Origin of the sequence: Azospirillum argentinense (assembly GCF_000632475.1) — a bacterium.
Taxonomy (GTDB): Bacteria; Pseudomonadota; Alphaproteobacteria; order Azospirillales; family Azospirillaceae; genus Azospirillum; species Azospirillum baldaniorum.
This window is the reverse complement of sequence record NZ_CP007794.1, coordinates 344,642-364,709: the sequence shown is the minus strand read 5'-3', so window position 1 is coordinate 364,709 and position 20,068 is coordinate 344,642. Positions and strand designations below refer to the sequence as shown.

At 66.1% G+C, this 20,068-nt stretch carries 17 protein-coding genes, 1 pseudogene and 2 riboswitches; of the genes and pseudogenes, 10 read left to right on the top strand and 8 right to left on the bottom strand.

Annotation, left to right across the window (positions count from 1 at the left end; all coding sequences use genetic code 11):
• Positions 1-46: 46 nt before the first annotated feature.
• Positions 47-2,365, bottom strand: a complete 2,319-nt coding sequence (metE, locus tag ABAZ39_RS15870) for a 5-methyltetrahydropteroyltriglutamate--homocysteine S-methyltransferase (RefSeq protein ID WP_040133951.1) — start codon at positions 2,363-2,365, stop codon at positions 47-49.
• Positions 2,366-2,461: 96 nt separating this feature from the next.
• On the opposite strand from metE, the gene ABAZ39_RS15865 reads away from it, so the two are divergent.
• Positions 2,462-3,391: a LysR family transcriptional regulator gene (locus ABAZ39_RS15865; RefSeq protein ID WP_247881697.1), complete on the top strand. Its 930-nt coding sequence runs from the start codon at positions 2,462-2,464 to the stop codon at positions 3,389-3,391.
• Positions 3,392-3,412: 21 nt separating this feature from the next.
• On the opposite strand, the gene ABAZ39_RS15860 is transcribed toward ABAZ39_RS15865, so the two are convergent.
• Positions 3,413-3,799, bottom strand: a complete 387-nt coding sequence (locus ABAZ39_RS15860; RefSeq protein WP_081863089.1) for a hypothetical protein — start codon at positions 3,797-3,799, stop codon at positions 3,413-3,415.
• 104 nt (positions 3,800-3,903) lie between these two features.
• A riboswitch (cobalamin riboswitch) is annotated at positions 3,904-4,154 on the bottom strand.
• A gap of 175 nt (positions 4,155-4,329) precedes the next feature.
• Between ABAZ39_RS15860 and ABAZ39_RS15855 the strand changes: the two genes are divergently transcribed.
• Positions 4,330-6,357, top strand: a complete 2,028-nt coding sequence (locus tag ABAZ39_RS15855) for a methylmalonyl-CoA mutase family protein (RefSeq protein ID WP_051658165.1) — start codon at positions 4,330-4,332, stop codon at positions 6,355-6,357.
• A gap of 23 nt (positions 6,358-6,380) precedes the next feature.
• Positions 6,381-8,579 carry a methylmalonyl-CoA mutase gene (gene scpA / locus ABAZ39_RS15850; protein WP_040135297.1) on the top strand — a complete coding sequence of 733 codons (2,199 nt, stop codon included), beginning with the start codon at positions 6,381-6,383 and terminating at the stop codon, positions 8,577-8,579.
• A gap of 18 nt (positions 8,580-8,597) precedes the next feature.
• On the opposite strand, the gene metF is transcribed toward scpA, so the two are convergent.
• From metF to ABAZ39_RS15835, 3 genes are all read right to left on the bottom strand, one after another.
• Entirely contained in the window at positions 8,598-9,479 is an 882-nt protein-coding gene (metF, locus tag ABAZ39_RS15845) for a methylenetetrahydrofolate reductase [NAD(P)H] (RefSeq protein ID WP_040133949.1), read from the bottom strand.
• Positions 9,479-9,877, bottom strand: coding sequence for a dihydroneopterin aldolase (locus ABAZ39_RS15840; RefSeq protein ID WP_051658164.1), 399 nt, complete (start codon positions 9,875-9,877; stop codon positions 9,479-9,481). Before ABAZ39_RS15840 ends, metF begins: the two co-directional genes overlap by 1 nt.
• Positions 9,878-10,183: 306 nt before the next feature.
• Positions 10,184-10,408: riboswitch (cobalamin riboswitch) on the bottom strand.
• A 194-nt stretch (positions 10,409-10,602) separates the two neighbouring features.
• The gene (locus ABAZ39_RS15835) at positions 10,603-10,974 is read right to left on the bottom strand and encodes an acyl-CoA thioesterase (protein WP_040133948.1); all 372 of its coding nucleotides are present in this window, start codon (positions 10,972-10,974) and stop codon (positions 10,603-10,605) included.
• A gap of 264 nt (positions 10,975-11,238) precedes the next feature.
• Between ABAZ39_RS15835 and ABAZ39_RS37830 the strand changes: the two are divergent.
• Positions 11,239-12,358: pseudogene (locus ABAZ39_RS37830) on the top strand (Kelch repeat-containing protein).
• 182 nt (positions 12,359-12,540) lie between these two features.
• Positions 12,541-12,924 (top strand): bleomycin resistance protein, encoded by a 384-nt coding sequence (locus ABAZ39_RS15825; protein WP_051658163.1) that lies wholly within the window; start codon positions 12,541-12,543, stop codon positions 12,922-12,924.
• 27 nt (positions 12,925-12,951) lie between these two features.
• Here the strand turns inward: ABAZ39_RS15825 and ABAZ39_RS15820 are convergent, their stop codons facing one another.
• Both ABAZ39_RS15820 and ABAZ39_RS15815 read right to left on the bottom strand, forming a co-directional pair.
• The gene (locus tag ABAZ39_RS15820) at positions 12,952-13,743 is read right to left on the bottom strand and encodes a DUF3891 family protein (protein WP_040133947.1); all 792 of its coding nucleotides are present in this window, start codon (positions 13,741-13,743) and stop codon (positions 12,952-12,954) included.
• Positions 13,744-14,528: 785 nt separating this feature from the next.
• Positions 14,529-14,807: a helix-turn-helix domain-containing protein gene (locus ABAZ39_RS15815; protein WP_040133946.1), complete on the bottom strand. Its 279-nt coding sequence runs from the start codon at positions 14,805-14,807 to the stop codon at positions 14,529-14,531.
• Between the two features lie 312 nt (positions 14,808-15,119).
• On the opposite strand from ABAZ39_RS15815, the gene ABAZ39_RS15810 reads away from it, so the two are divergent.
• Together ABAZ39_RS15810 and ABAZ39_RS34250 are read left to right on the top strand one after the other, a co-directional pair.
• Positions 15,120-15,503 (top strand): response regulator, encoded by a 384-nt coding sequence (locus ABAZ39_RS15810; protein ID WP_040133945.1) that lies wholly within the window; start codon positions 15,120-15,122, stop codon positions 15,501-15,503.
• Positions 15,504-15,650: 147 nt separating this feature from the next.
• A complete protein-coding gene (locus ABAZ39_RS34250) occupies positions 15,651-16,055 on the top strand; it encodes a Ros/MucR family transcriptional regulator (protein WP_081863085.1) in 405 nt (134 codons plus the stop codon).
• Between the two features lie 124 nt (positions 16,056-16,179).
• Here ABAZ39_RS34250 and ABAZ39_RS15805 read toward each other — a convergent pair whose 3' ends face one another.
• Positions 16,180-17,334, bottom strand: coding sequence for a hypothetical protein (locus ABAZ39_RS15805; RefSeq protein ID WP_051658383.1), 1,155 nt, complete (start codon positions 17,332-17,334; stop codon positions 16,180-16,182).
• 154 nt (positions 17,335-17,488) lie between these two features.
• On the opposite strand from ABAZ39_RS15805, the gene ABAZ39_RS35640 reads away from it, so the two are divergent.
• The 3 genes from ABAZ39_RS35640 to ABAZ39_RS34245 all read left to right on the top strand — a co-directional run bounded on the left by ABAZ39_RS35640 (position 17,489) and on the right by ABAZ39_RS34245 (position 20,021).
• Complete coding sequence (locus tag ABAZ39_RS35640; protein WP_144243569.1) at positions 17,489-17,794, top strand: hypothetical protein; 306 nt, start codon at positions 17,489-17,491, stop codon at positions 17,792-17,794.
• Between the two features lie 261 nt (positions 17,795-18,055).
• Positions 18,056-19,714: an IS1182 family transposase gene (locus ABAZ39_RS15800; RefSeq protein WP_040133943.1), complete on the top strand. Its 1,659-nt coding sequence runs from the start codon at positions 18,056-18,058 to the stop codon at positions 19,712-19,714.
• A gap of 100 nt (positions 19,715-19,814) precedes the next feature.
• On the top strand, positions 19,815-20,021 hold the full coding sequence (locus tag ABAZ39_RS34245) for an ATP-binding protein (RefSeq protein ID WP_081863084.1): 207 nt from the start codon (positions 19,815-19,817) through the stop codon (positions 20,019-20,021).
• Positions 20,022-20,068 lie beyond the last annotated feature (47 nt).

Below are 20,068 nucleotides of genomic sequence, written 5' to 3'. Positions count from 1 at the left end.
CACAGGGGCAAGCGGCGTCCGGCCGCTTGCCCCCGTGCGGACCACGTCAGGCGATGGTGGCGCGCAGGGTCTTGGCCGCACTGACCATGTTGGTCAGGGCCGGCAGCACCTCGGCCCACTGGCGGGTCTTGAGACCGCAGTCCGGATTGACCCACAGCCGCTCGGCGGGAATGCGCTCGGCCGCCTTCTTCATCAGATCGACGATGTGCCCTTCGGTCGGGATGTTCGGCGAGTGGATGTCGTAGACGCCGGGACCGATCTCGTTCGGGTACTTGAAGTCGTCGAAGGCGTCGAGCAGTTCCATGTCCGACCGTGAGGTCTCGATGGTGATGACGTCAGCGTCCATCGCCGCGATCGACGCGATGATGTCGTTGAACTCCGAATAGCACATGTGGGTGTGGATCTGCGTCTCGTCCGCCACCCCGTTGGCGGTGATGCGGAACGACTCCACCGCCCAGTCCAGATACGCCTGCCACTGGGACCTGCGCAGCGGCAGACCTTCACGAAGGGCGGCCTCGTCGATCTGGATCACGCCGACGCCGGCCTTCTCCAGGTCCAGCACCTCCTCCCGGATGGCGAGCGCCAGCTGGCGGCAGGATTCCGAACGCGGCTGGTCGTCGCGCACGAAGGACCAGTTGAGGATGGTCACCGGGCCGGTGAGCATGCCCTTCATCGGCTTGTCCGTCAGCGAGGCGGCGTAGGTGATCCAGTCCACGGTCATCGCCTTGGGGCGGCTGATGTCGCCGAACAGGATCGGCGGCTTCACGCAGCGCGAGCCATAGGACTGCACCCAGCCCGACTGGCTGAAGACGTAGCCATCGAGCTGCTCGCCGAAATACTCGACCATGTCGTTGCGCTCGGCCTCACCGTGAACCAGCACGTCGAGGCCCAGCGCCTCCTGCTCGCGCACGCTCCGCGCGATCTCGCCGCGCATCGCCTCGGTGTAGGCCACCGCGTCGATCGTCCCGGCCTTGAACTGGCTGCGCGCCTGACGGATCTCCTTGGTCTGCGGGAAGGAGCCGATGGTGGTGGTCGGGAACGTCGGCAGATTCAGGCGGGCGGCCTGCTTGGCGGCGCGCTCGGCGAAGGCGCTCTTGCGCCGTCCGAGCTGGGCGTCGATGGCGGCAACCGCCGCCTTCACCGCCGGGTTGTTGACCCGCGGCGAATGGCGGCGCGCTTCGATGGCGGTGCGGTTGGCCTCCAACTCGGCCGCGACGGCGGCACGGCCCCTATCCCATCCCGGGGTCAGCGCGGTCGCCAGAACCCGGATCTCCTCCAGCTTCTGCACCGCAAAGGCCAGCCATGAGCGGACCTCCTCATCCAGCTTGCGCTCGCCGGCGAGGTCGACCGGCACGTGCAGCAGCGAGCAGGACGGTGCGATCCACAGCCGCTCACCGAGCCTCTCGGCCACCGGCTCCAGCCAGTCGAGCGTTGCGTGTAGGTCGGTCTTCCAGATGTTCCGGCCGTTGACGACGCCCAGCGACACGACGCGGTCGGTCGGGAGGGCCTGGATCAGGGCATCGACCTCGTCGCGGGCGTTGATGGCGTCGAGATGGAGGCCCTGCACCGGTAGGGAGCAGACCAGTGGCAAATTCTCCTGGAGCTGGCCGAAATAGGTCGCCAGCAGCAGCTTGACCGCGCCGGTACCGAGATCCCGATAGGCCTGGGTGAAGGCGTCCCGCCACGCCGCTTCCAGCTCGGTCACCAGGATGGGTTCGTCGATCTGCACCCACTCGACGCCCTGATCGGCCAGGGCCTGCAGCAGTTCGGCGTAGACGGGCAGCAGGCGGGGCAGCAGAGCCAGCTTGTCCGAACCGTCCTTGGCCTTGCCCAGCGCGAGGTAGGTGACCGGGCCGATGATCACCGGCTTGGCCTTGACACCCTGCTCCTTGGCTTCAGCGAGTTGCTGCAGCAGACGGGAGGCGTCGAGGTTGAACTGGGTTTCGGCGTCGAACTCGGGGACGATGTAGTGGTAGTTGGTGTCGAACCACTTGGTCATCTCGCCGGCAGCGACGCCACTGCAGCATCCGCCGTGCTCTTCGGCACTATGGGCGGCGGTCTCGGCCGAACGGCCGCGCGCCACGCGGAAGTAATTGTCCAGGGCATCGCCATGGAAGCCCTTCACGCGCTCCGGCAGGTTGCCGAGCGTGAAGCTCATGTCGAGCACCTGATCGTAGAAGGCGAAATCGCCCACGGGAACGAGGTCGAGCGCGCCCTGGTCCCGCCAGTGGCGCTTGCGGAGGTCAGCGCCGACGCGGACCAGCTCGTCGCGGGAGGACGCCCCCTTCCAATAAGCCTCCAAGGCGAACTTCAACTCGCGCTTGGCGCCGATGCGGGGGAATCCGAGGGTGTGGGTCATTGCCATGGGGGGCGCCTTGAAAAGAGGGATCGGCGCGGACCATACGGAGTTCAGAACATGAATGAAAAATGGTATGATTTTATCGTTCGATAAATTTCATTCATGGATGAGGTGGACGGTATGGCGATCCTGGAGCGCATCCATCTCTCGATCATCCGCGAGGTTGATCGTCACGGCTCGCTGACGGCGGCGGCCAGCCATTTGAACCTGACCCAACCGGCGCTGAGCCACGCCATCCGCAAGCTGGAAGAGCAGCTCGGCGTGGATGTGTGGCACCGCGAAGGCCGCCGCTTGCGGCCGACCCAGGCCGGGGAATGGCTGCTGGCGGTCGCCAACCGCTTGCTGCCGCAACTGGCCCATGCTGAAGAACGCCTCCAGCAGTTCGCCCAGGGCGGGCGCGGGACCCTGCGCATCGGGATGGAATGCCATCCCTGCTATCAGTGGCTCCTGAAGATCGTCGCTCCCTACGTCGATGCTTGGCCGAAGGTCGACGTGGACGTCCGGCAGAAGTTTCAGTTCGGCGGCATCGGGGCCCTGTTCGGCCACGACATCGACATGCTGGTGACACCGGATCCGCTGTTCAAGCCCGGACTGTGCTTCGAGCCGGTGTTCGACTACGAACAGGTTCTGGTGGTCGGGCCGGGGCACCGTCTGCGCCATGCCGCCTTCGTCGAACCGCAGCAGATGGCGGACGAAGTCCTGATCACCTACCCGGTGGCGCCCGACCGTCTCGACATCTACACCCAGTTCCTGATGCCGGCCGGGATCAGCCCGAGGCAGCACAAGCCGATCGAGACGACCGACATCATGCTGCTGATGGTGGCCCACGGCCGTGGCGTCGCCGCCCTGCCGCGCTGGCTGGTCGAGGAGTATGGCGCCAAGTTCGACGTGAGCCCGGTGCGCCTGGGCCGGGACGGTGTCGCCAAGCAGATTTTCCTGGGCTTCCGCGAGGCGGACGCCGACATCGGCTATCTGCGGGGTTTCATCGATCTGGCGCTTGCCCATCGCGACGGTGGAACCGCCCAGTTGTAGCGGCAGGCGAAGCCGCGCCGGTCAGCCACCCATCCGCAAGCTGCCGATGGCGTTGCGCAGGCCGAGCGCAATGGTGCGGCGCTCGTCCGCATCCCCGCCCGGCGCCAGCCAATGGTCGATGCCGCCGTCCTGGTGCAGCACGAATTCGGCGACGCAGCGGTTCGCCGGTTGGCCGGCTTCCGCATGCGCCTGCTCGACCAGGGCGCGGGCGATCTCCCGCAGGGTGTCGGCCGCCGCGACCAGCCCGGCGGCGTCCAGCGGCTCCCTGGTTCCCCGCAGGGACCAGCGTCCCTCCGTCGCCGTCAGGACAAAGGGTGCCGACCGGTCGGCGGGGGTCGGCGTCACCGGACGGCGTCGGAACGCCAGACGGATGAGATTGGGTGGAACGGGCGTTGGTTGGACGGACATCGGCGGTGGCACCCCTCGCTCCCAAAGGGCAAGGATGGGACGGACGCCGACGCGGCACGGGAGACCTCCGGCGACGCCGCACCCGCCGGGACACCCCGCCCGACTCGCGTTCGACAGATCCGGCAGGTCTCCTGGCTCACGGGTCGTCGCGGGACCGTCCGGCCTTCCCGGTGCCGTCGTCCCGAACCGGGATGGGCACCAGTGGCGCTGAAACGGCGGACCCACTCTCCGCTCACAGTTGCGGGGGCAGCGCCGGCTTCGCCATCATCCTCGTGGCGAGGCGAACGGTTCACCGGCTTCCCTCTTAGCCCCGGACGCCCTGGGGCGAACGGGGACCGTATCCGGCGGGAACGGTAAGAGGGTGCACCCGGCGGCGTCAAGCGCGAGCGCCACGGCAAGTCCCTTTTGCAAAATTCGCAAGATTGCCCGCAGCCCTTCGCCAAATTTTGCCAATTTCCGCCTGATTCCCACGGGTCGTTCGGCGTATCTTGCAAATGTTCGGAACACGGATGGGAAGGAATCTCGCCAGCATGGACGACCGCCGGGACGATGCCGAGACGATCTTCGCCACCGAATTCCCTCCGGCCACGCGCGAGCAATGGCGGGTTCTCGTCGACAAGGGGCTGAAGGGCGCCCCCTTCGAGAAGCGGTTGGTCACCCGGCTGTACGAAGGCATCGCCGTGCAGCCCCTCTATACGGCGGAAGACTGGCCGGCCGCGGGCGATCCGTCCGGTTTGCCAGGCTTCGCCCCGTTCACCCGCGGCGGCCATGCCGGAGGCGCTGGACCGGACGGCTGGGACATCCTGACCGAACACGACGCCGCCGATCCCAAGGCGGCCAACGCCGCCATCCTGACCGATCTGCTGCGCGGCGCCACCGCCATCCGGCTGCGCCTCGACAGGCCGGACAGCCCCGGCATCGCCATCGACCGGTTGGACGATCTCGACCGCACGCTGGCCAACGTCTATCCGGAGATGGTGCCACTGTCGCTGGAGGCGGGAGGCGACGCAGTGGCCGGCGCGGCGCTGCTCGCCGCCCTGTGGCGCCGCCGCTCGGTGATGCCGGACAAGGCGCGGGGCGCCTTCAACGCCGATCCCATCGGGACTCTGGCCGCGGCCGACGCCCTGCCGGGCAGTCTGGAGGCGGCGCTCGCCGACACGGCGGCCTTGGCCGCCTGGACCGCCCGCAATTTCCCTCACGTCACCGCCGTCGGGGTGGACAGTTCCCCCTGGCACGACGCCGGGGCGACCGAAAGCCAGGACCTCGCCGCCGCCATGGCGACCGGGGTCGCCTATCTGCGCGCCCTGACCGCTGCCGGGCTGGACATCGACACCGCCTGCCGGCAGATCGCCTTCACCCTATCCGTCGGCTGCGACCAATTCCTCTCCATCGCCAAGCTGCGCGCCGCGCGGCGCCTGTGGGGGCGCATCGCCGAGGCGTCGGGCGCCTCGGAGTCGGCCCGCGCCATGCACCTGACCGCCCGCACGGCGCGGCGCATCATGGCGCGGCGCGATCCCTGGGTGAACATGCTGCGCACCACGGTGGCCGGCTTCGCCGCCGGGGTCGGCGGGGCCGACGCGGTGGCGGTGCTGCCCTTCGACGCGGCGCTGGGCGAATCCGACGACTTCGCCCGCCGCATCGCCCGCAACAGCCAGATCCTGCTGAAGGAGGAATCCTCGCTGGCCCGCGTCGCCGATCCGGCCGGCGGCTCCTGGTACGTCGAAACGCTGACCGAGCAATTGGCCCAGGCCGCCTGGGCCGAATTCCAGGACATCGAGCGGCGGGGCGGCATCGCCGCCGTGCTGGCCGATGGCAGCCTCGCCCGCACCATCGCCGGGTCCTGGGCGCAACGGGAAGCCAACATCGCCCGCCGCAAGGACCCGCTGACCGGCGTCAGCGAGTTTCCCAACCTCCTTGAGCAGCCGGTCGTCCGCCCATCCCCCGTACCGCGCCACCATGACGACGTCGCCGTGGCACCGGCAGCGGTCGGCTCCGGGTCGCTGGACGATCTCGTGGAGGCTGCCACCGGCGGGGCGACGCGGGCCGGCCTGACGGCGGCCCTGGCGCGGGGAACCCCGGCCCGCGTCGAGCCGCTGCCACGCCACCGCCTGCACGAATCCTTCGAGGCCCTGCGCGACGCCGCCGACCGCCACAAGCTCGCCCATGGGTCCTGGCCGACGGTCTTCCTCGCCAACATCGGGCCGGTCGCCCAGCACACGGCGCGCGCCACCTACGCCAAGAACCTCTTCGAGGCCGGCGGCATCCAGGCGCTCGGCAACAACGGCTTCCCCGACGCCGAATCCATGGCCGCGGCCTTCCGTGTCTCCGGAGCGCGCATCGCCGTGCTGTGCGGCTCCGACGCGCTCTACGAGGCCCACGCCGCACCCTTCGCCCAGGCCCTGAAGGCGGCGGGTGTCGAGCACCTGTTCCTGGCCGGAAACCCCGGCGACCGCCGCGCCGATCTCACGGCCGCCGGCATCGACGAATTCGTGTCGGTCGGCTGCGACGTTCTCTCGGTCCTGCGCGCGACCCTGGCCCGTTTGGGAGTGCCCTTGTGATGGAAAGCGTGATGAAAAGCGCGATGACCAGTCTGCCGGACTTCTCCACGCTGCCCCTGGACGCCGCCGTTTCCAACGCCTCTCCCGCCGAGTGGAGCCGACGTTTCGCGGCGGAGACCGGGACCGACCCGGCCACGGCGCTGTGGCGCACGCCGGAGATGCTGGACGTCAAGCCGCTCTACACGGCGGCCGACCTCGACGGGCTCGACCATCTGGCGGCCATGCCGGGGATGGCGCCCTTCCTGCGCGGCCCCTACCCGACGATGTATGTCGACAAGCCCTGGACGGTGCGGCAGTACGCCGGTTTCTCCACCGCGCAGGAATCCAACGCCTTCTACCGGCGCAACCTCGCGGCCGGGCAGAAGGGCTTGTCGGTCGCCTTCGACCTCGCCACCCACCGCGGCTATGACAGTGACCATCCGCGCGTCACCGGCGACGTCGGCATGGCGGGGGTCGCCATCGACTCCATCCTGGACATGAAGACGCTGTTCGACGGCATCCCGCTCGACCAGATGTCGGTGTCGATGACGATGAACGGCGCGGTGCTGCCGGTGCTGGCTGGCTACATCGTCGCCGCCGAGGAGCAGGGGGTGACCGCCGACAAGTTGAGCGGCACCATCCAGAACGACATCCTCAAGGAGTTCATGGTCCGCAACACCTACATCTACCCGCCCAAGCCCTCGATGCGGATCATCTCCGACATCTTCGCCTTCACCTCGCAGCACATGCCGAAGTTCAACTCGATCTCAATCTCCGGCTATCACCTGCAGGAGGCGGGGGCGACCGCCGACCTGGAACTGGCCTACACGCTGGCCGACGGCGTGGAGTACGCGCGTGCCGGGCTGGCCGCCGGGCTGACCATCGACCAGTTCGCGCCGCGCCTGTCCTTCTTCTGGGCGATCGGCATGAACTTCTTCATGGAAGTCGCCAAAATGCGCGCCGGCCGCATGCTGTGGGCCAAGCTGATCAAGGAGTTCGCCCCGAAGAGCGACAAGTCGCTGTCGCTGCGCACCCATTCCCAGACCTCGGGCTGGAGCCTGACGGCGCAGGACGTCTTCAACAACGTGACGCGCACCTGCATCGAGGCGATGGCCTCCACGCAGGGCCACACCCAGTCGCTTCACACCAACGCGCTCGACGAGGCCCTGGCGCTGCCGACCGACTTCTCCGCGCGCATCGCCCGCAACACCCAGCTTTTCCTCCAGCAGGAGAGCGGTACCTGCCGGGTGATCGACCCCTGGGGCGGCAGCTATTACGTCGAGCGGCTGACCCGCGAACTGGCCGCCCGCGCCTGGGGCCACATCCGCGAGGTCGAGGAGACCGGCGGCATGGCGAAGGCGATCGAGACCGGCATCCCCAAGATGCGCGTCGAGGAGGCCGCCGCCCGCACCCAGGCCCGCATCGATTCCGGCCGCCAGACCGTCGTCGGCGTCAACAAGTACCGGCTGGAGCAGGAGGAGGCCATCGAGGTGCTGAAGGTGGACAACTCCGCCGTCCGCGCCCAGCAGATCGCCCAGTTCGAACGGCTGCGCGCCGAGCGCGATCCCATCCGCTGCCGCCAGACGCTGGAGGCCTTGACCAACGCGGCGGCCGCCGGCGACGGCAACCTGCTGGCCCTGTCGGTGGACGCCATCCGCGCCCGCGCCACGGTCGGCGAGATCTCCGACGCGCTGGAAAAGGTGTATGGCCGTCACAAGGCCGAGATCCGCACCATCACCGGCATCTACGCCGGCGAGGTGGGGCGGCAGTCCGACGCCATCGCCAGGGTGCGGGCGCTGGTGGCGGAGTTCGCCGAGCGGGATGGCCGCCGCCCGCGCATTATGGTGGCGAAGATGGGCCAGGACGGCCACGACCGCGGCCAGAAAGTGATCGCCACCGCCTTCGCCGACTTGGGCTTCGACGTGGACGTCGGGCCGCTGTTCCAGACGCCGGAGGAGGCCGCGCGGCAGGCGGTGGAGAACGACTGCCACATCGTCGGCGTCAGCTCGCTGGCGGCGGGGCACCTGACGCTGGTGCCGCAACTGAAGGCGGAGCTGGAGCGCCACGGGGCCGGCGACATTCTGATCGTGGTCGGCGGCGTGGTGCCGCCGCAGGATTACGACGCGCTCCACGCCGCCGGCGCCACGGCGATCTTCCCGCCGGGCACCGTCATCAGCGAGGCGGCGGTAGACCTGCTGCGCATCCTCAACGAGCGCCACGGCTACGCGCCGAAGGCGGCGTAGCCGTGGCGCGTGTGGCGATCACGGTACCGGAACCGCGGCCCTTATCCCCAGCATGTGGCAGGTGGCGAGGGTGATGTCGGAACGGTTCAGGGTGTGGAGGTGGAAATCCCGGACGCCCTGAGCCTGAAGGGCCTGACACTGCTCCGCCGCCACCGTCGCGGCGACGAGCCTGCGGGTCTCTGGGTCGTCGTCCAACCCTTCGAAGGTTTCGACCAGCCTGGCCGGCATCGAGGCGCCGCATTTGGCAGCAAATTCCACGGCACGGGCGACGTTGGTGATCGGCAGGATGCCGGGAATCACCGGCACATGGATGCCCGCCGCGGCGCAGCGGTCGAGAAAACGGAAATAGACGTCGTTGTCGAAGAAGAACTGGGTGATGGCACGAGTCGCCCCAGCGTCCACCTTGCGCTTCAGATTGTCCAGGTCGAACTGCGCGCTTGGCGCTTCCGGGTGGGACTCCGGATAGGCGGCGACCGAGATCTCGAAATCAGCGATGCGCCTCATTCCCGTCACCAGATCGGCGGCGTAGGCGTAGCCGCCGGGAGACGGTTCGCAACGCCCGCCGCCGGGCATGTCCGACGGGTCACCGCGCAGCGCCACCAGATGGCGGATGCCGGCATTCCAGTAACTGTGGGCGATGGCGTCGATCTCGTCCCGCGTCGCGCCGATGCAGGTGACATGCGCTGCCGCCGGAAGGCCGGTCTCGTCCTGGATTCGGCAGACGGTGGCGTGGGTGCGTTCGCGGGTCGAACCGCCGGCCCCGTGGGTCACCGACACGAAGCTTGGAGCCAATGGGGCCAGCCGCCGGATCGACTGCCACAGGCCCTGCTCCATCGTCTCCGTCTTCGGCGGAAAGAACTCGAAGCTGATCGACGGCGGTGCGGACAGAGGGGCGGTCATCACTGCTCTCCCGGCGCGGCTTGAGCGGCGGCGTCCCGCCGGTAGGTGATGGTCACCCCGGCCGAATCGATCTGCGGGAGCACGTTGGGCTTCTCGATGGACACCTCGGCCTCGACGACGCGCTGGTCGGCAAGGCAGAGGTCGCCGATGCGGTCCGCCAGGCATTCCAGGAGCTGGGTGTGTGGCCCGTCGGCCAGCTTCTCCAGCGCCAGGACCAACCCTTCGTAGGACAGGACGGTCGCCACGTCGTCGAGGAAACGCGGTCGGCCGCGTTCGACGACCAGCCGCACATCGATGCGCAAGCGCTGACGGCGGCCACGTTCGTGGGCGTAGACCCCGATCTGGAAAGGGGCGACAAAACCCCGGACGGTGATCACATAGGTGCCGCAGCCGGCCAAGACGGTTTCTCCACAAGCGGAAGGGTGATCGAAGGCCGGCAGGCGGCCTCGGCGGCGGCGTTCGCTCCGGCCCGACGGATGTCCAACGCCGCTCTCGGCTCACGTCGCGGCGTGGTCCCATGAACGGGTAACCGAGCCTGCAGAAGACGATCGGCATGGTTCTCCCCTGTCCGGCCAAGCGCTCGGCCAGCGGATCGGTGTCGTGAGAAGGACGTCCGGGAAAGGAAACCCAAGCAGGCGCACGAGAGGGGACCGGCGACAGACGCTGGACACGGCCCACGCGACCACCGGGACACCCCGCCCGAGGACGAACGAACGGTCACGGCAGGTCTCCTGGCTCGCAGGTCGGCACCATTCCGTCCGGCCTTCCCGGTGCCCAACGAGGCACCAGTGGCGCTGAGGCGACGAAATGACTCTCCGCTTACAGTTGCGGGGGCAGCGCCGGACTGGCCATCGGATCTGGCGGCACCGGCTTCCCTCTTAGCTCCCGGCCCCGAGCGGAACCGGCAGAACCATGACGCCGCGATCCAACCGCAACGCCGCAATCCTGTCAAGAGAAACATAAAGACATCTTTATGTTTCTCTGCGCCGAGCGCCACCGTTGTTGCGACGATGGCGGCATCAAGCGCGTCCGGACATCCCGCGGCTGGCTTCGGTCGGAGGCCTCAAGGCTTCACGGTGTCCACCCTCGTCTTTCCCAGTCGTCGCGCCGGGGGCTTTCCGGATCATCCCTGCTGCGTGCCGTGCTGGATGTCTTGGAAGGCCGGGACTGGAACCGGCCGCCCCTGACCGTCGACGGCGACCAGGACGAACCATCCCTCGGCAGCCAGCCGGCGCTCCCCGGTCGCCAAAGTCTCGGCGACGAGGGAGACATGGACGGTCATCGACCGTTTCCCGACCGTGTCGACCCGTCCGACCAAGTCGGCCAGTTGGCCGACCATGACGGGGGTATGGAATGTGATCCGCTCTGAGGAGGCCATCACGACCGCATGGCGGGCGGCGCGGCTGGCGGTGATGAAGGCGGCCTTTCCCATGAGGCTGAGGGCCGTGCCTCCGAACAGCGTGCCGTAATGGTTGGCCTGCTCGGGGAAAATCATCTCAAGGCAGCGGGTTTCCCGTCCGTTTGGAAAGAGAAACTGGCTTTCTGCGGTGGGAGGGATGGTGTTCATGTGTGCATCCGCCTGCAACCACGCGTTCCAAGGTGTCGGACGCGCACGTTATATGGATGGGCGTTCTGGTCGATGGCTAAAACGGCTGAAATCAGGAACGATGATCCTGCAAATCTGCGAACAGTGCAAAGCGGTGGGCCTCCATGGCGAAACCGGGGTCATCACGACAACACAGGCAGAAAGCGAGGTCACATGGATCGCAGGACATTCCTTGGCGCAAGTGCTGGAGCTTTGGCGCTTGGTGCTGTCCGGGTGCCATTGTCACACGCGCAATCGCCCTTGCCGGAGTTGCGGCCCGCCGCAGACCCCTATGCTCGCCTCCAAGGTGGCATGCCGCACCATCTGACGCCGGATCAGGAAGCGCAACGTGTCTTCGACAGTCCAGTTCCGGCCGGCCCGCCGGGTCGTTGGGTCAGCCGCGCCGCGCTTCCGATCCCACGCAGCGAAATGGCCTGGGCCACCGTCAGTGCGGAACGGATGCATGTCGTGGGCGGCTATGGCGAAGGTGCCGTCAATCGGGCCTACCACCACATCTATACCCCGGTGGCCGACCTCTGGTATGAGGGCGCTGCCTTGCCGCGTGGCGCCAACCATGTCGCGGTCGCCGCAGAAGCTGGCCGCGTCTACGCGCTTGGCGGGTTCATCGAGCAAAACCGGCGGTCCGATACGAACGCCTACGCCTACGATGTGGCCACCAACGCCTGGACCCCCATTGCGCCCCTGCCACGCCCCCGCGGTGCGGCGGCTGTGGTACTCGATGGCGCCATTCATCTGATCGGTGGCGCATCGGAGCCGGCCAGCGAACGGGCGAGCGTCGGTTGGCACGAAGTCTATGACCCAAAGACCGATCGCTGGTCGGCCCGCAAACCGCTCCCGGGGGGGGCGCGATCATGTCGGGTGCGTTGTTCATGCCGGCGCGATCCACGTCGTTGGCGGCCGCTTCAACACGTTCGAGTACAACACCGATCTGCACCACGTTTACCTCCCGGATCGGGACACATGGGAGATGCGGGCGCCGTTGCCGACGGCCCGGTCGGGCCATGGGCTTGTCGTTTACCGTGACCGCCTCTTCGCCATGGGGGGAGAAGGCGGAATTCTCAACGGCGGGGTACCGCGGCAGGCAAAAGTGTTCGGGCAGATGGAAAGCTATGATCCGGGCAGCGACAGCTGGCAACACCATGCGCCGATGCCGACGCCGCGCCATGCGGTTGGAGCCGTGACGATCGGCGACTGGATCCATGTAGCGGGTGGTGGTGCAGTCCTCGGCGGCTCCGTCCAGTCCGCCGTGCACGAAGCCTTCACATTGGGGTGATGTTGCAGCACCGCCCTGTGCGGGCACCCGCCAATCGACGAACGAACGGAAGCGAAGCGCCAAGTTCTCCTTTCGCCACAATGCCGCTTTCGAACCCCTACCGATCAGCCTCCTCAAGCTTGTGGTCCGCCGCGCTGCTTCTGCATCATGGACTGTGGTTGGAGACTGGAGGGAAAAGGGCAATGGCTGTTCAGTTCGCGAGGGTAGCACCGATTTTGCCAGTCCGGGATGTCCGTGCGGCGCTCGCCCACTACCGGCGTCTTGGTTTCGAGGCGACCGCTTACGAGGAAGCGGCCGCCGATCCCATTTACGGGTTTCTTGCCTGGGGCAGCGTGAGCCTCCACCTGGCGCGGGTTCCCGACCTGGACCCAGCACGCTCGGTTGCGGCCTGCTATCTCTACGTCGACGACGTTGACGCGTTGCATGCGGCATGGCAGGCCGCCGAAGTCGATGGCCGCCTGACCGCGATCGCCGCCACGCCCTATGGCCTGCGCGAGTTTGCCCACATCGATCCGGACGGCAACCTGTTGCGGGTCGGCGCACCCATCACGCCGAACACTCCATAAGGCTCCAGCCCGAGCGGGGAATCGGCGTTACGGGTGCCTCAACACCGTTGGGATGGTGACGGTCTCCGCATTATCCAGCGCCTGACGCATCGCTCGCTCGTCGGTGAAACGGCCGCGCAGGAGCCGTCCCTCGCAGACCACCTCGACATGGTCGGCAGCGAAGGGCCAGGGATCGACGACCAGTTCCGCCGGGTCGCCAGACAGTGAGTGGAGGCGGATTTCCGTCCGGGCCTCGCCAATGGTCGGGACATTGGGAATGCACGCTTCGCTGGTGAGACCCCATCCGATCTGCAAAGACATGCGGTCCACCGCAGCGACGAGCAATCGGTTGCGCTCGATCGCCTGCGGGGAGAGGATCGTCGCATAACGGGGGTTGTCCGTCATCGCCTCGACGCAGGCGCTTTGGAAGCGGTGCTGGTCGTCCAGGAAGCGGCGAACCAGCGCAGCATCCTCCGGCGGCGCTTTGGCGAAGTTGAAAAGGCTGCCGTAGATGGTGTCGGCGTGCAGCGAGACGAGAAGGGCCGGATAACGCCCGAACGCGAGCGCGCGGCGCACACCCTCCGTCCAAAGGCTCGTATGGATGGCGGCGCCGAGTTCCTGGAAGCTGTGTGGGCGGGCGGTCTGGGGGTTCAGCGTCGGGGCGGCTTCCCAGGACAGCCAGCCGATGTCATGCAGCTCCGCCCCAAGGCAGACCTCCTCGTAGGGTATGACCGGAGCGAAGATCCCGTTGCCCCAGGCACGGAGCAACTGGCCTGACAGCCAGGCATGGCTCGGCTGCGGGATGGCGATCACATCTTTGCCGACATCACGAAACAGCATGATCAATTCCTCCAGCTCATGGTCGAGCCCGAGGCCGGCGACCTTGCCGTGTAAACGGATGCTGCCGGGGATCGTCTCGGTGGATGCTGGCGTGCCGGTCGACCGAATGGATGAAACGCTCGTCCCGCTTACCCGATGACGCCAAATCGGTCGTGGACCCGTCCGCGGATTCTTTGGCTTGGTTCAAAAAGCCCATGCGGCCGGGACGGCATGAGGCGCACCTCCAACCCCTTGCGAAAAAGCCCCGCTTTGGGTCAGGCCGGGTTCATCGGCTCGGAAGGCTGGACGTCAGCGTTCCCGGGTTCCGCCGGCGCGGCGGGGACGGGCTCCTTGTCCTCCTCCGGAGGGCGGCCAAGGCAGGACCCATCAGGGCGGGCGAACGATGACAAGGTCAAGGCCAGCAGCCAGCGGCTGGAACAACAGGCCAGACACATAGATGTATCCTTCTCGGCCAGTCACCACGAATTTCCCTCTTGCGCCAGAGGGGCCGTCCACACATGACTCCCTCTTGGCTTGGGGCGGGCCGCCAAGGCAACGTCCTCTGCTTGAGCGAGGCAGCGCGCTTCCGGCTTCGACGAGCGGAGTGCTGTCGACCGGTTTGAGAGATGCCGGGGGCTGAGCCGCCGCCCCCACTCCAGAGGGGGCGGGCTGTGCGGTCTAAGGAGCCTTCTGCCCCACCTGGAGCCGTCGTCCTGATCCGCCACGCGGCGGCCATAAGCTCCCGTACGGACGAAACCTTAAGGGGTCAACAGAGACAGGCAATGGAAGGGCCGGGCGACGGGCGGTCAGCCGCGCTTCTGCCCGGAGGTGTCCTGCGGCGCAGCGGGCGTGTCTTCCGGCTGATCGACCAGCATGACGCCGAGGCCGCGGGCCGACGACAGAAAGATGACGCCATGCTCCTCCAACGCCTTACGCACGGCGTCGCGCGTCGTGTCGCGCACGTCAAGGCGGTCCGATTCAAGCCGCTTCAGGGCGGTCAAGGCGACCAGAGCCGTGTCCGCCAGCATTTCCTGCGTCCAGCCGAGGAGCGCCCGCGCCGCCCGTATTTGCCTGGGGGTGATCATCGATGATCACATTCCCGAAGCGCGTGTCCGGCGCCACAAAGACGACTATTATAGTCGCATTATAATGCCGATGGGGATACACTCCCGAGCCGCAATGGTCCACCGCCTTTTCCCGACCACAGAGCGGTGATGGACGGACCACATGCCCGCCCCGCCACCGGCATCGCCCAGCCTCACGTGGCGGCAAACGCCTGGGAAGGAGCCGACAACGGTATGGAAGACACGGTCGGCCTGGATCGAAGAGAAGCGGTGATCGTCGGCGCGCGGCCGGTACGAACCGGCACATCCCGAGGGGCAATGAGGACATCAGCCATGACCAAGGACACGCCCATCCACGTCCTCATCGCAGAGGACGACGTGCTGGTCGCCTGGGCGCTGCGCGCCATCGTGGAGGAAGCTGGCTACCACGTCACGCTCGCCCACGACGGCGTGCAGGCGCTCGCACTCCAGGCCCAGGGCCCCGTCGACGTGCTGATGACCGATTTCCAGATGCCCCGCCTCGACGGACGGGAACTGATCCGGCGGTTACGGGCAACGCGCCCCGCGCTGCCGGTGGTCATGATGACCGGCGCCCCGGACGACACTGCCCTCGACGAACTGCGCGACGCAACGGAAGCCAGCATTGTCATCCTGGCCAAACCGGTGAGTCCCCCGCCGGTTATCGCGGCCATCCAGACCGTGCTTGGCTTTTCGTGACAGCGCTCAAGCGCGTGGGTGGAAGCGGCCCTTGTGCCCAGCAACGTCACGAAAGGGTCAAAAAGCCATTTAAGGAATATGGATTTTGACCGGCCAGCAACGATTGCATACAATAGTATGCAACATCAACGCCGAGTGCTCTGTGCCATGACCGATGTTCTCGAGCAGGCCACCAGGATTGTGGCCGCCTACGTCCGAAACCACCGTGTCGGTGTCGAGCAGGTGCCGCCGCTGATCGCGGCCGTGCGCCGGGCCCTGACGACCCTTGGCACGCCCGCGGAACCGCCTAACCTCGTACGGGAACCGGCGGTGCCGATCCGCCGCTCGGTGACTCCCGACTACATCGTCTGTCTCGAAGACGGCCGGAGGCTGAAGATGCTAAAGCGCCATCTACGAACCGTCTATGGCCTGTCGCCGGAGGAGTACCGGGCGCGCTGGAAACTGCCGGACAACTACCCGATGACCGCTCCAAACCACTCAGCGTCCTGCTCCGCGCTTGCCAAGGCGCGGGGACTCGGTCGAACCGGACGGAGATTACGGAACGCACCATAAAGGGCGACGCCCGCTTGTCGGATCTCCGTCTCAGGTTCCGGCTTGGACTGCACAGCCCAATCGGGCATCTCCTGCCCCAGAAGCGTTGGCGGCGATCGCTCGACGTCGTCATGGTGTTGAACAATCAAAACGCTGACTTCTGCTCCCGACGCCGGTCCAGAGCGACATCGAACTGGCGCAGCAGGCGGCTCAACGTTTCGAAATCGACGTGACGGGACGGCAGGTTCTTCATGCACCGGTTGTCCAGATGCACCACGCTGATCAGCGCCGACACGCAATAGCCCAGAAGCCAGTAATGCGCATGGATTGTGCGCAAAAACTCGCGGAACAGTGACGGGGACCCGTTCATCAGCGCTTTGAAGCTCTTCTCGTACTCGCCCAGAATGTGGCGGATATCCAGCAGAGTGGCGTTGAGCATATGCCCCACCCGGTCAATGTGCATCAGCAAATGCTCATCGTAGGGACGGTGCATTTTCAAGTCAGCCGGCACGCATTCCCGGGATCTCAACCACGTGATAATGGTGCGGACCCGCGGAGCGATGCGGCGGAGCTGATATTCATAGAAAGTGATCCCCTTCCAGGCGCTGAAGATTGCGTCGGCTTCGGAGTGATCGATGCCGAAGGCCGATACGAAATGCCCGGCCTCTTCCATGTCGGGATTCCAGATGGCGTCGAGAAACCGACCTACGATTGCCTCGCTGCCGATACCATCGTTGACGGCCTTGCGCACGATTGGCTCCACTCGCCGGCTGATCAGCCGACGCAACTGGGCCTCCTCTTCTGCGGCAATCTGCCAATAACGTTGATCGAGCCGAATTTTCTTCGCTTCGAAGTAAGTCTTCAGCAGAAAGGCATCCAGAGATGGAATGTTGTCGATCAGGGATAGGAGGCTAAGGTCATTATGGACACTTTCCTGTTCCACCGCTTCGGGACCGAAGTGCTCCTCCAATAGAACAGTGCTGTTGCGGGATCTCAGATAGATGGCGACCCCACCGGTCTCCCATTGACGGTCGTCATGGGGGATGTAGATGCCGGTTTCGACCGGACGCTTGCTGAGCGCGTTCCCAGCGTCGCAATTCAGGAAATCGTGCCCGTCGCCCTGGCTTTCGTCGAAATTCGGATACTTGAACAGGATGACCTGATTCAGGGCATGCGCCCGGAAGAGATGAGCCTCCTCTGGCAGACTTTGGGTAATGGACAGCAGATTCAGCGATACGCTGGAGCCTCCGTACAAGATTTGCTCCAGAATCGGTGAGATTGCTTCAAAATGACGTCGCATCTGCACAAGGCTCCTTTTCCGCACTTGCCAGAAAGCGTAGGCTTTCGCTTAAGATGGACACATTGCCCATCCATTCGTTTCGATCAAAACGGATGGCGTTCTCCTTTCTTAAAAATATTGGTGGCATACATTTTTCACACAAACAGAGATTATCGTGGGCGCTGAAGATTTCATCGGAAATTTATTTTTTCCTGCGGAAATTCCTTCGACCTTGCTCTTTTCTCCAGATTTCAAAATCATTGGCGATCATTATATTTCCGCAACCGTTAATATAAATTTTACTGCCACCCGAAAGAGTGGCGGTCATTTTGACGCACTGGCGGTGCGCATGAAAAATGTTCTTTGCGTTCTGCGTGTTATCCTGATTGTGCACATTCGGTCTGTGCCTTCGGGCGATAACGGTGACGGCAATCCCCCGACCAATGCAGCAACAAGGTGTCCTCTGTTCGCCGTCGAATGATCCCGGCTCTCCTACCCGAACATGGCTTCTGCGGTTTCGGGCCTTAGCCGATGCACTCCTTGTAATCGCTACCCCAAAACGTGGAAGAGGCACGAGCCACGCTAGGCTTCCTTTGCGGTCAGCGCGGTCAGGTTGTAAAGGCCGGACGAAGTTTGGCTCTTCCGCAAACCCGACACTGCTGGCGAAATGCCTTGGGGATTTGCGATGGTGCAGCGCTGGTCGGGTTGAAGAGGGTTTGACCTCTCCGAAAGGACGCCAGCCATGTCCCTTCGCCCTAGCTTGGCCACTGCCGTGCCCGAGGAAACGGCCAAGGTTGCCCGGGCGGCGTTTCCCCGCGGCTGCCGGCTGATGGATGTGCGCGACAGCCTTGGGCCTGTCTTCGACGACGCCCGTTTTGCCCGGCTGTTCTCCACGCGCAGCCGCTCGGCCGAAGCCCCGTGGCGGCTGGCGCTGATCACCCTGCTTCAGTTCGCCGAGAACCTGTCGGATCGCGACGCCGCCGATGCGGTGCGAGCCCGCCTGGATTGGAAGTACCTGCTGGCCCTGCCGCTTGATGACCCGGGCTTCGACAGCACTGTCCTCTGTGAGTTTCGGGCCAGGCTCGTGGACGGGCATGCCGAGCACGAGTTGCTGGACACGGTGCTCACTGTGGCCATCGCCCGCCGCCTGGTTCGCCCGCTGGGCCGTCAACGCACCGACTCCACCCACGTTCTGGCCGCCGTCAAGATGCGCAGCCGTATCGACGCCGCTACCGAAGCGTTCCGGCAGGCATTGAACGTGCTCGCCGTCGCCGCGCCGGCTTGGCTGCTCGGCCACACGCGGTCGCACTGGGCCGATCGCTACAGCGGGCATGGCGATTGGGGGCACGCCGCCAAAGCGCGGGCCGGCCGCGACGGGCATGTTCGGGAACTGGGCGAGGATGGCCACCACCTGTTGGCGGCGATTTGGGCGGACGAGGCTCCGGACTGGCTGCGCCGGCTGCCCGCGGTCGAAATCCTACGCCGCATCTGGGTCCAGCAATTCTACCTGTGCGACGACGGCGTCCGCTGGCGCGGTCCCGCTGAAGGCTATGCGCCGTCATCACGCTTCATCAGCTCGCCGTACGATCCGGATGCCCGCTACGGGCGCAAGCGAACCACGACCTGGGTCGGCTACAAGGCGCACCTGACCGAAGCTTGCGACGAAGGACGGCCGCGGATCATCACCCACGTGCAGACTGAAACCGCGCCCACCGCCGATGGCGAGGTGACGACCCCGGCCCACCGGGCTCTGGCCGCCAAAGGGCTGCTGCCCGCCCAGCACTTGGTGGACACTGGTTACCTCGACGCCGCTCTTCTGATCGAGGCCACACGGGACTTCGGCGTTGATCTGGTCGGGCCGACCCGCCCCGACCTGCAATGGCAGGCGCGCCGGGGAACGGGCTTTGCCGCAGCCGCCTTCCAGGTCGATTGGGACGCCCAGCATGTGACGTGTCCCAGAGGGGCCAAAAGCTCGGGTTGGACAGCGAGCACCGAGTTCGGCTGGGAAACGGTGAAAGTGAAGTTCTCCCAGGCTGACTGCAAACCGTGTCCGAACCGCACGGACTGTGCCGGTCCGACGGCGTCCCGCCGGGTGATGACGCTGCGCGACCGATGGGAGTTCGAAGCGCTTCAGGCCGCCCGCAAGCGCGAACGGACGCCGGAGTTCCGGGCCGTGCACGCGCTGCGGGCCGGGGTGGAAGCGACCCTGTCCCAGGGGGTGCGCAGCTTCGGCCTGCGCCGGGCTCGGTACGTCGGCCTCGCGAAGACCCGTCTCCAGCACGTCGCCATCGCCGCCGCCATGAACCTGGTCAGGATCGGCGACTGGCTGGCCGGCGTCCCGATCGCGCCAACCCGGCGCTCGCACTTCGGCCAACTCGTCGGGCTCGCAGGCGCCACCTGATTTCGCCAGCAGTGTCGAATTCGCGGAAGAGCCAGTATTCACCCGGCACTGACACAGGTCGGCGAGAACGCCGCGGATGAAGTCCCAGGGATAGCCGTCGGTGTCCACCGATTCGGAGGAGGCTCACAATGATGCACACTCGCGACGGTATGCCGGAACTGGATTAGGGCTGCATATCGCAAAGTCTCTGGCCGAACAGCATGGGGGTTCCTTGGATGTCGACAGCCAGCCGGACGTCGGCACAACCGTAACGATCCGGCTGCCGCGAACTCGGTTGACCACAATTCGCGAGTTGCTCGCCGGGTAGGCTCATACGGACGCCGGCGTGTTGCAGGGAGGCGAGACGTGCAAGGG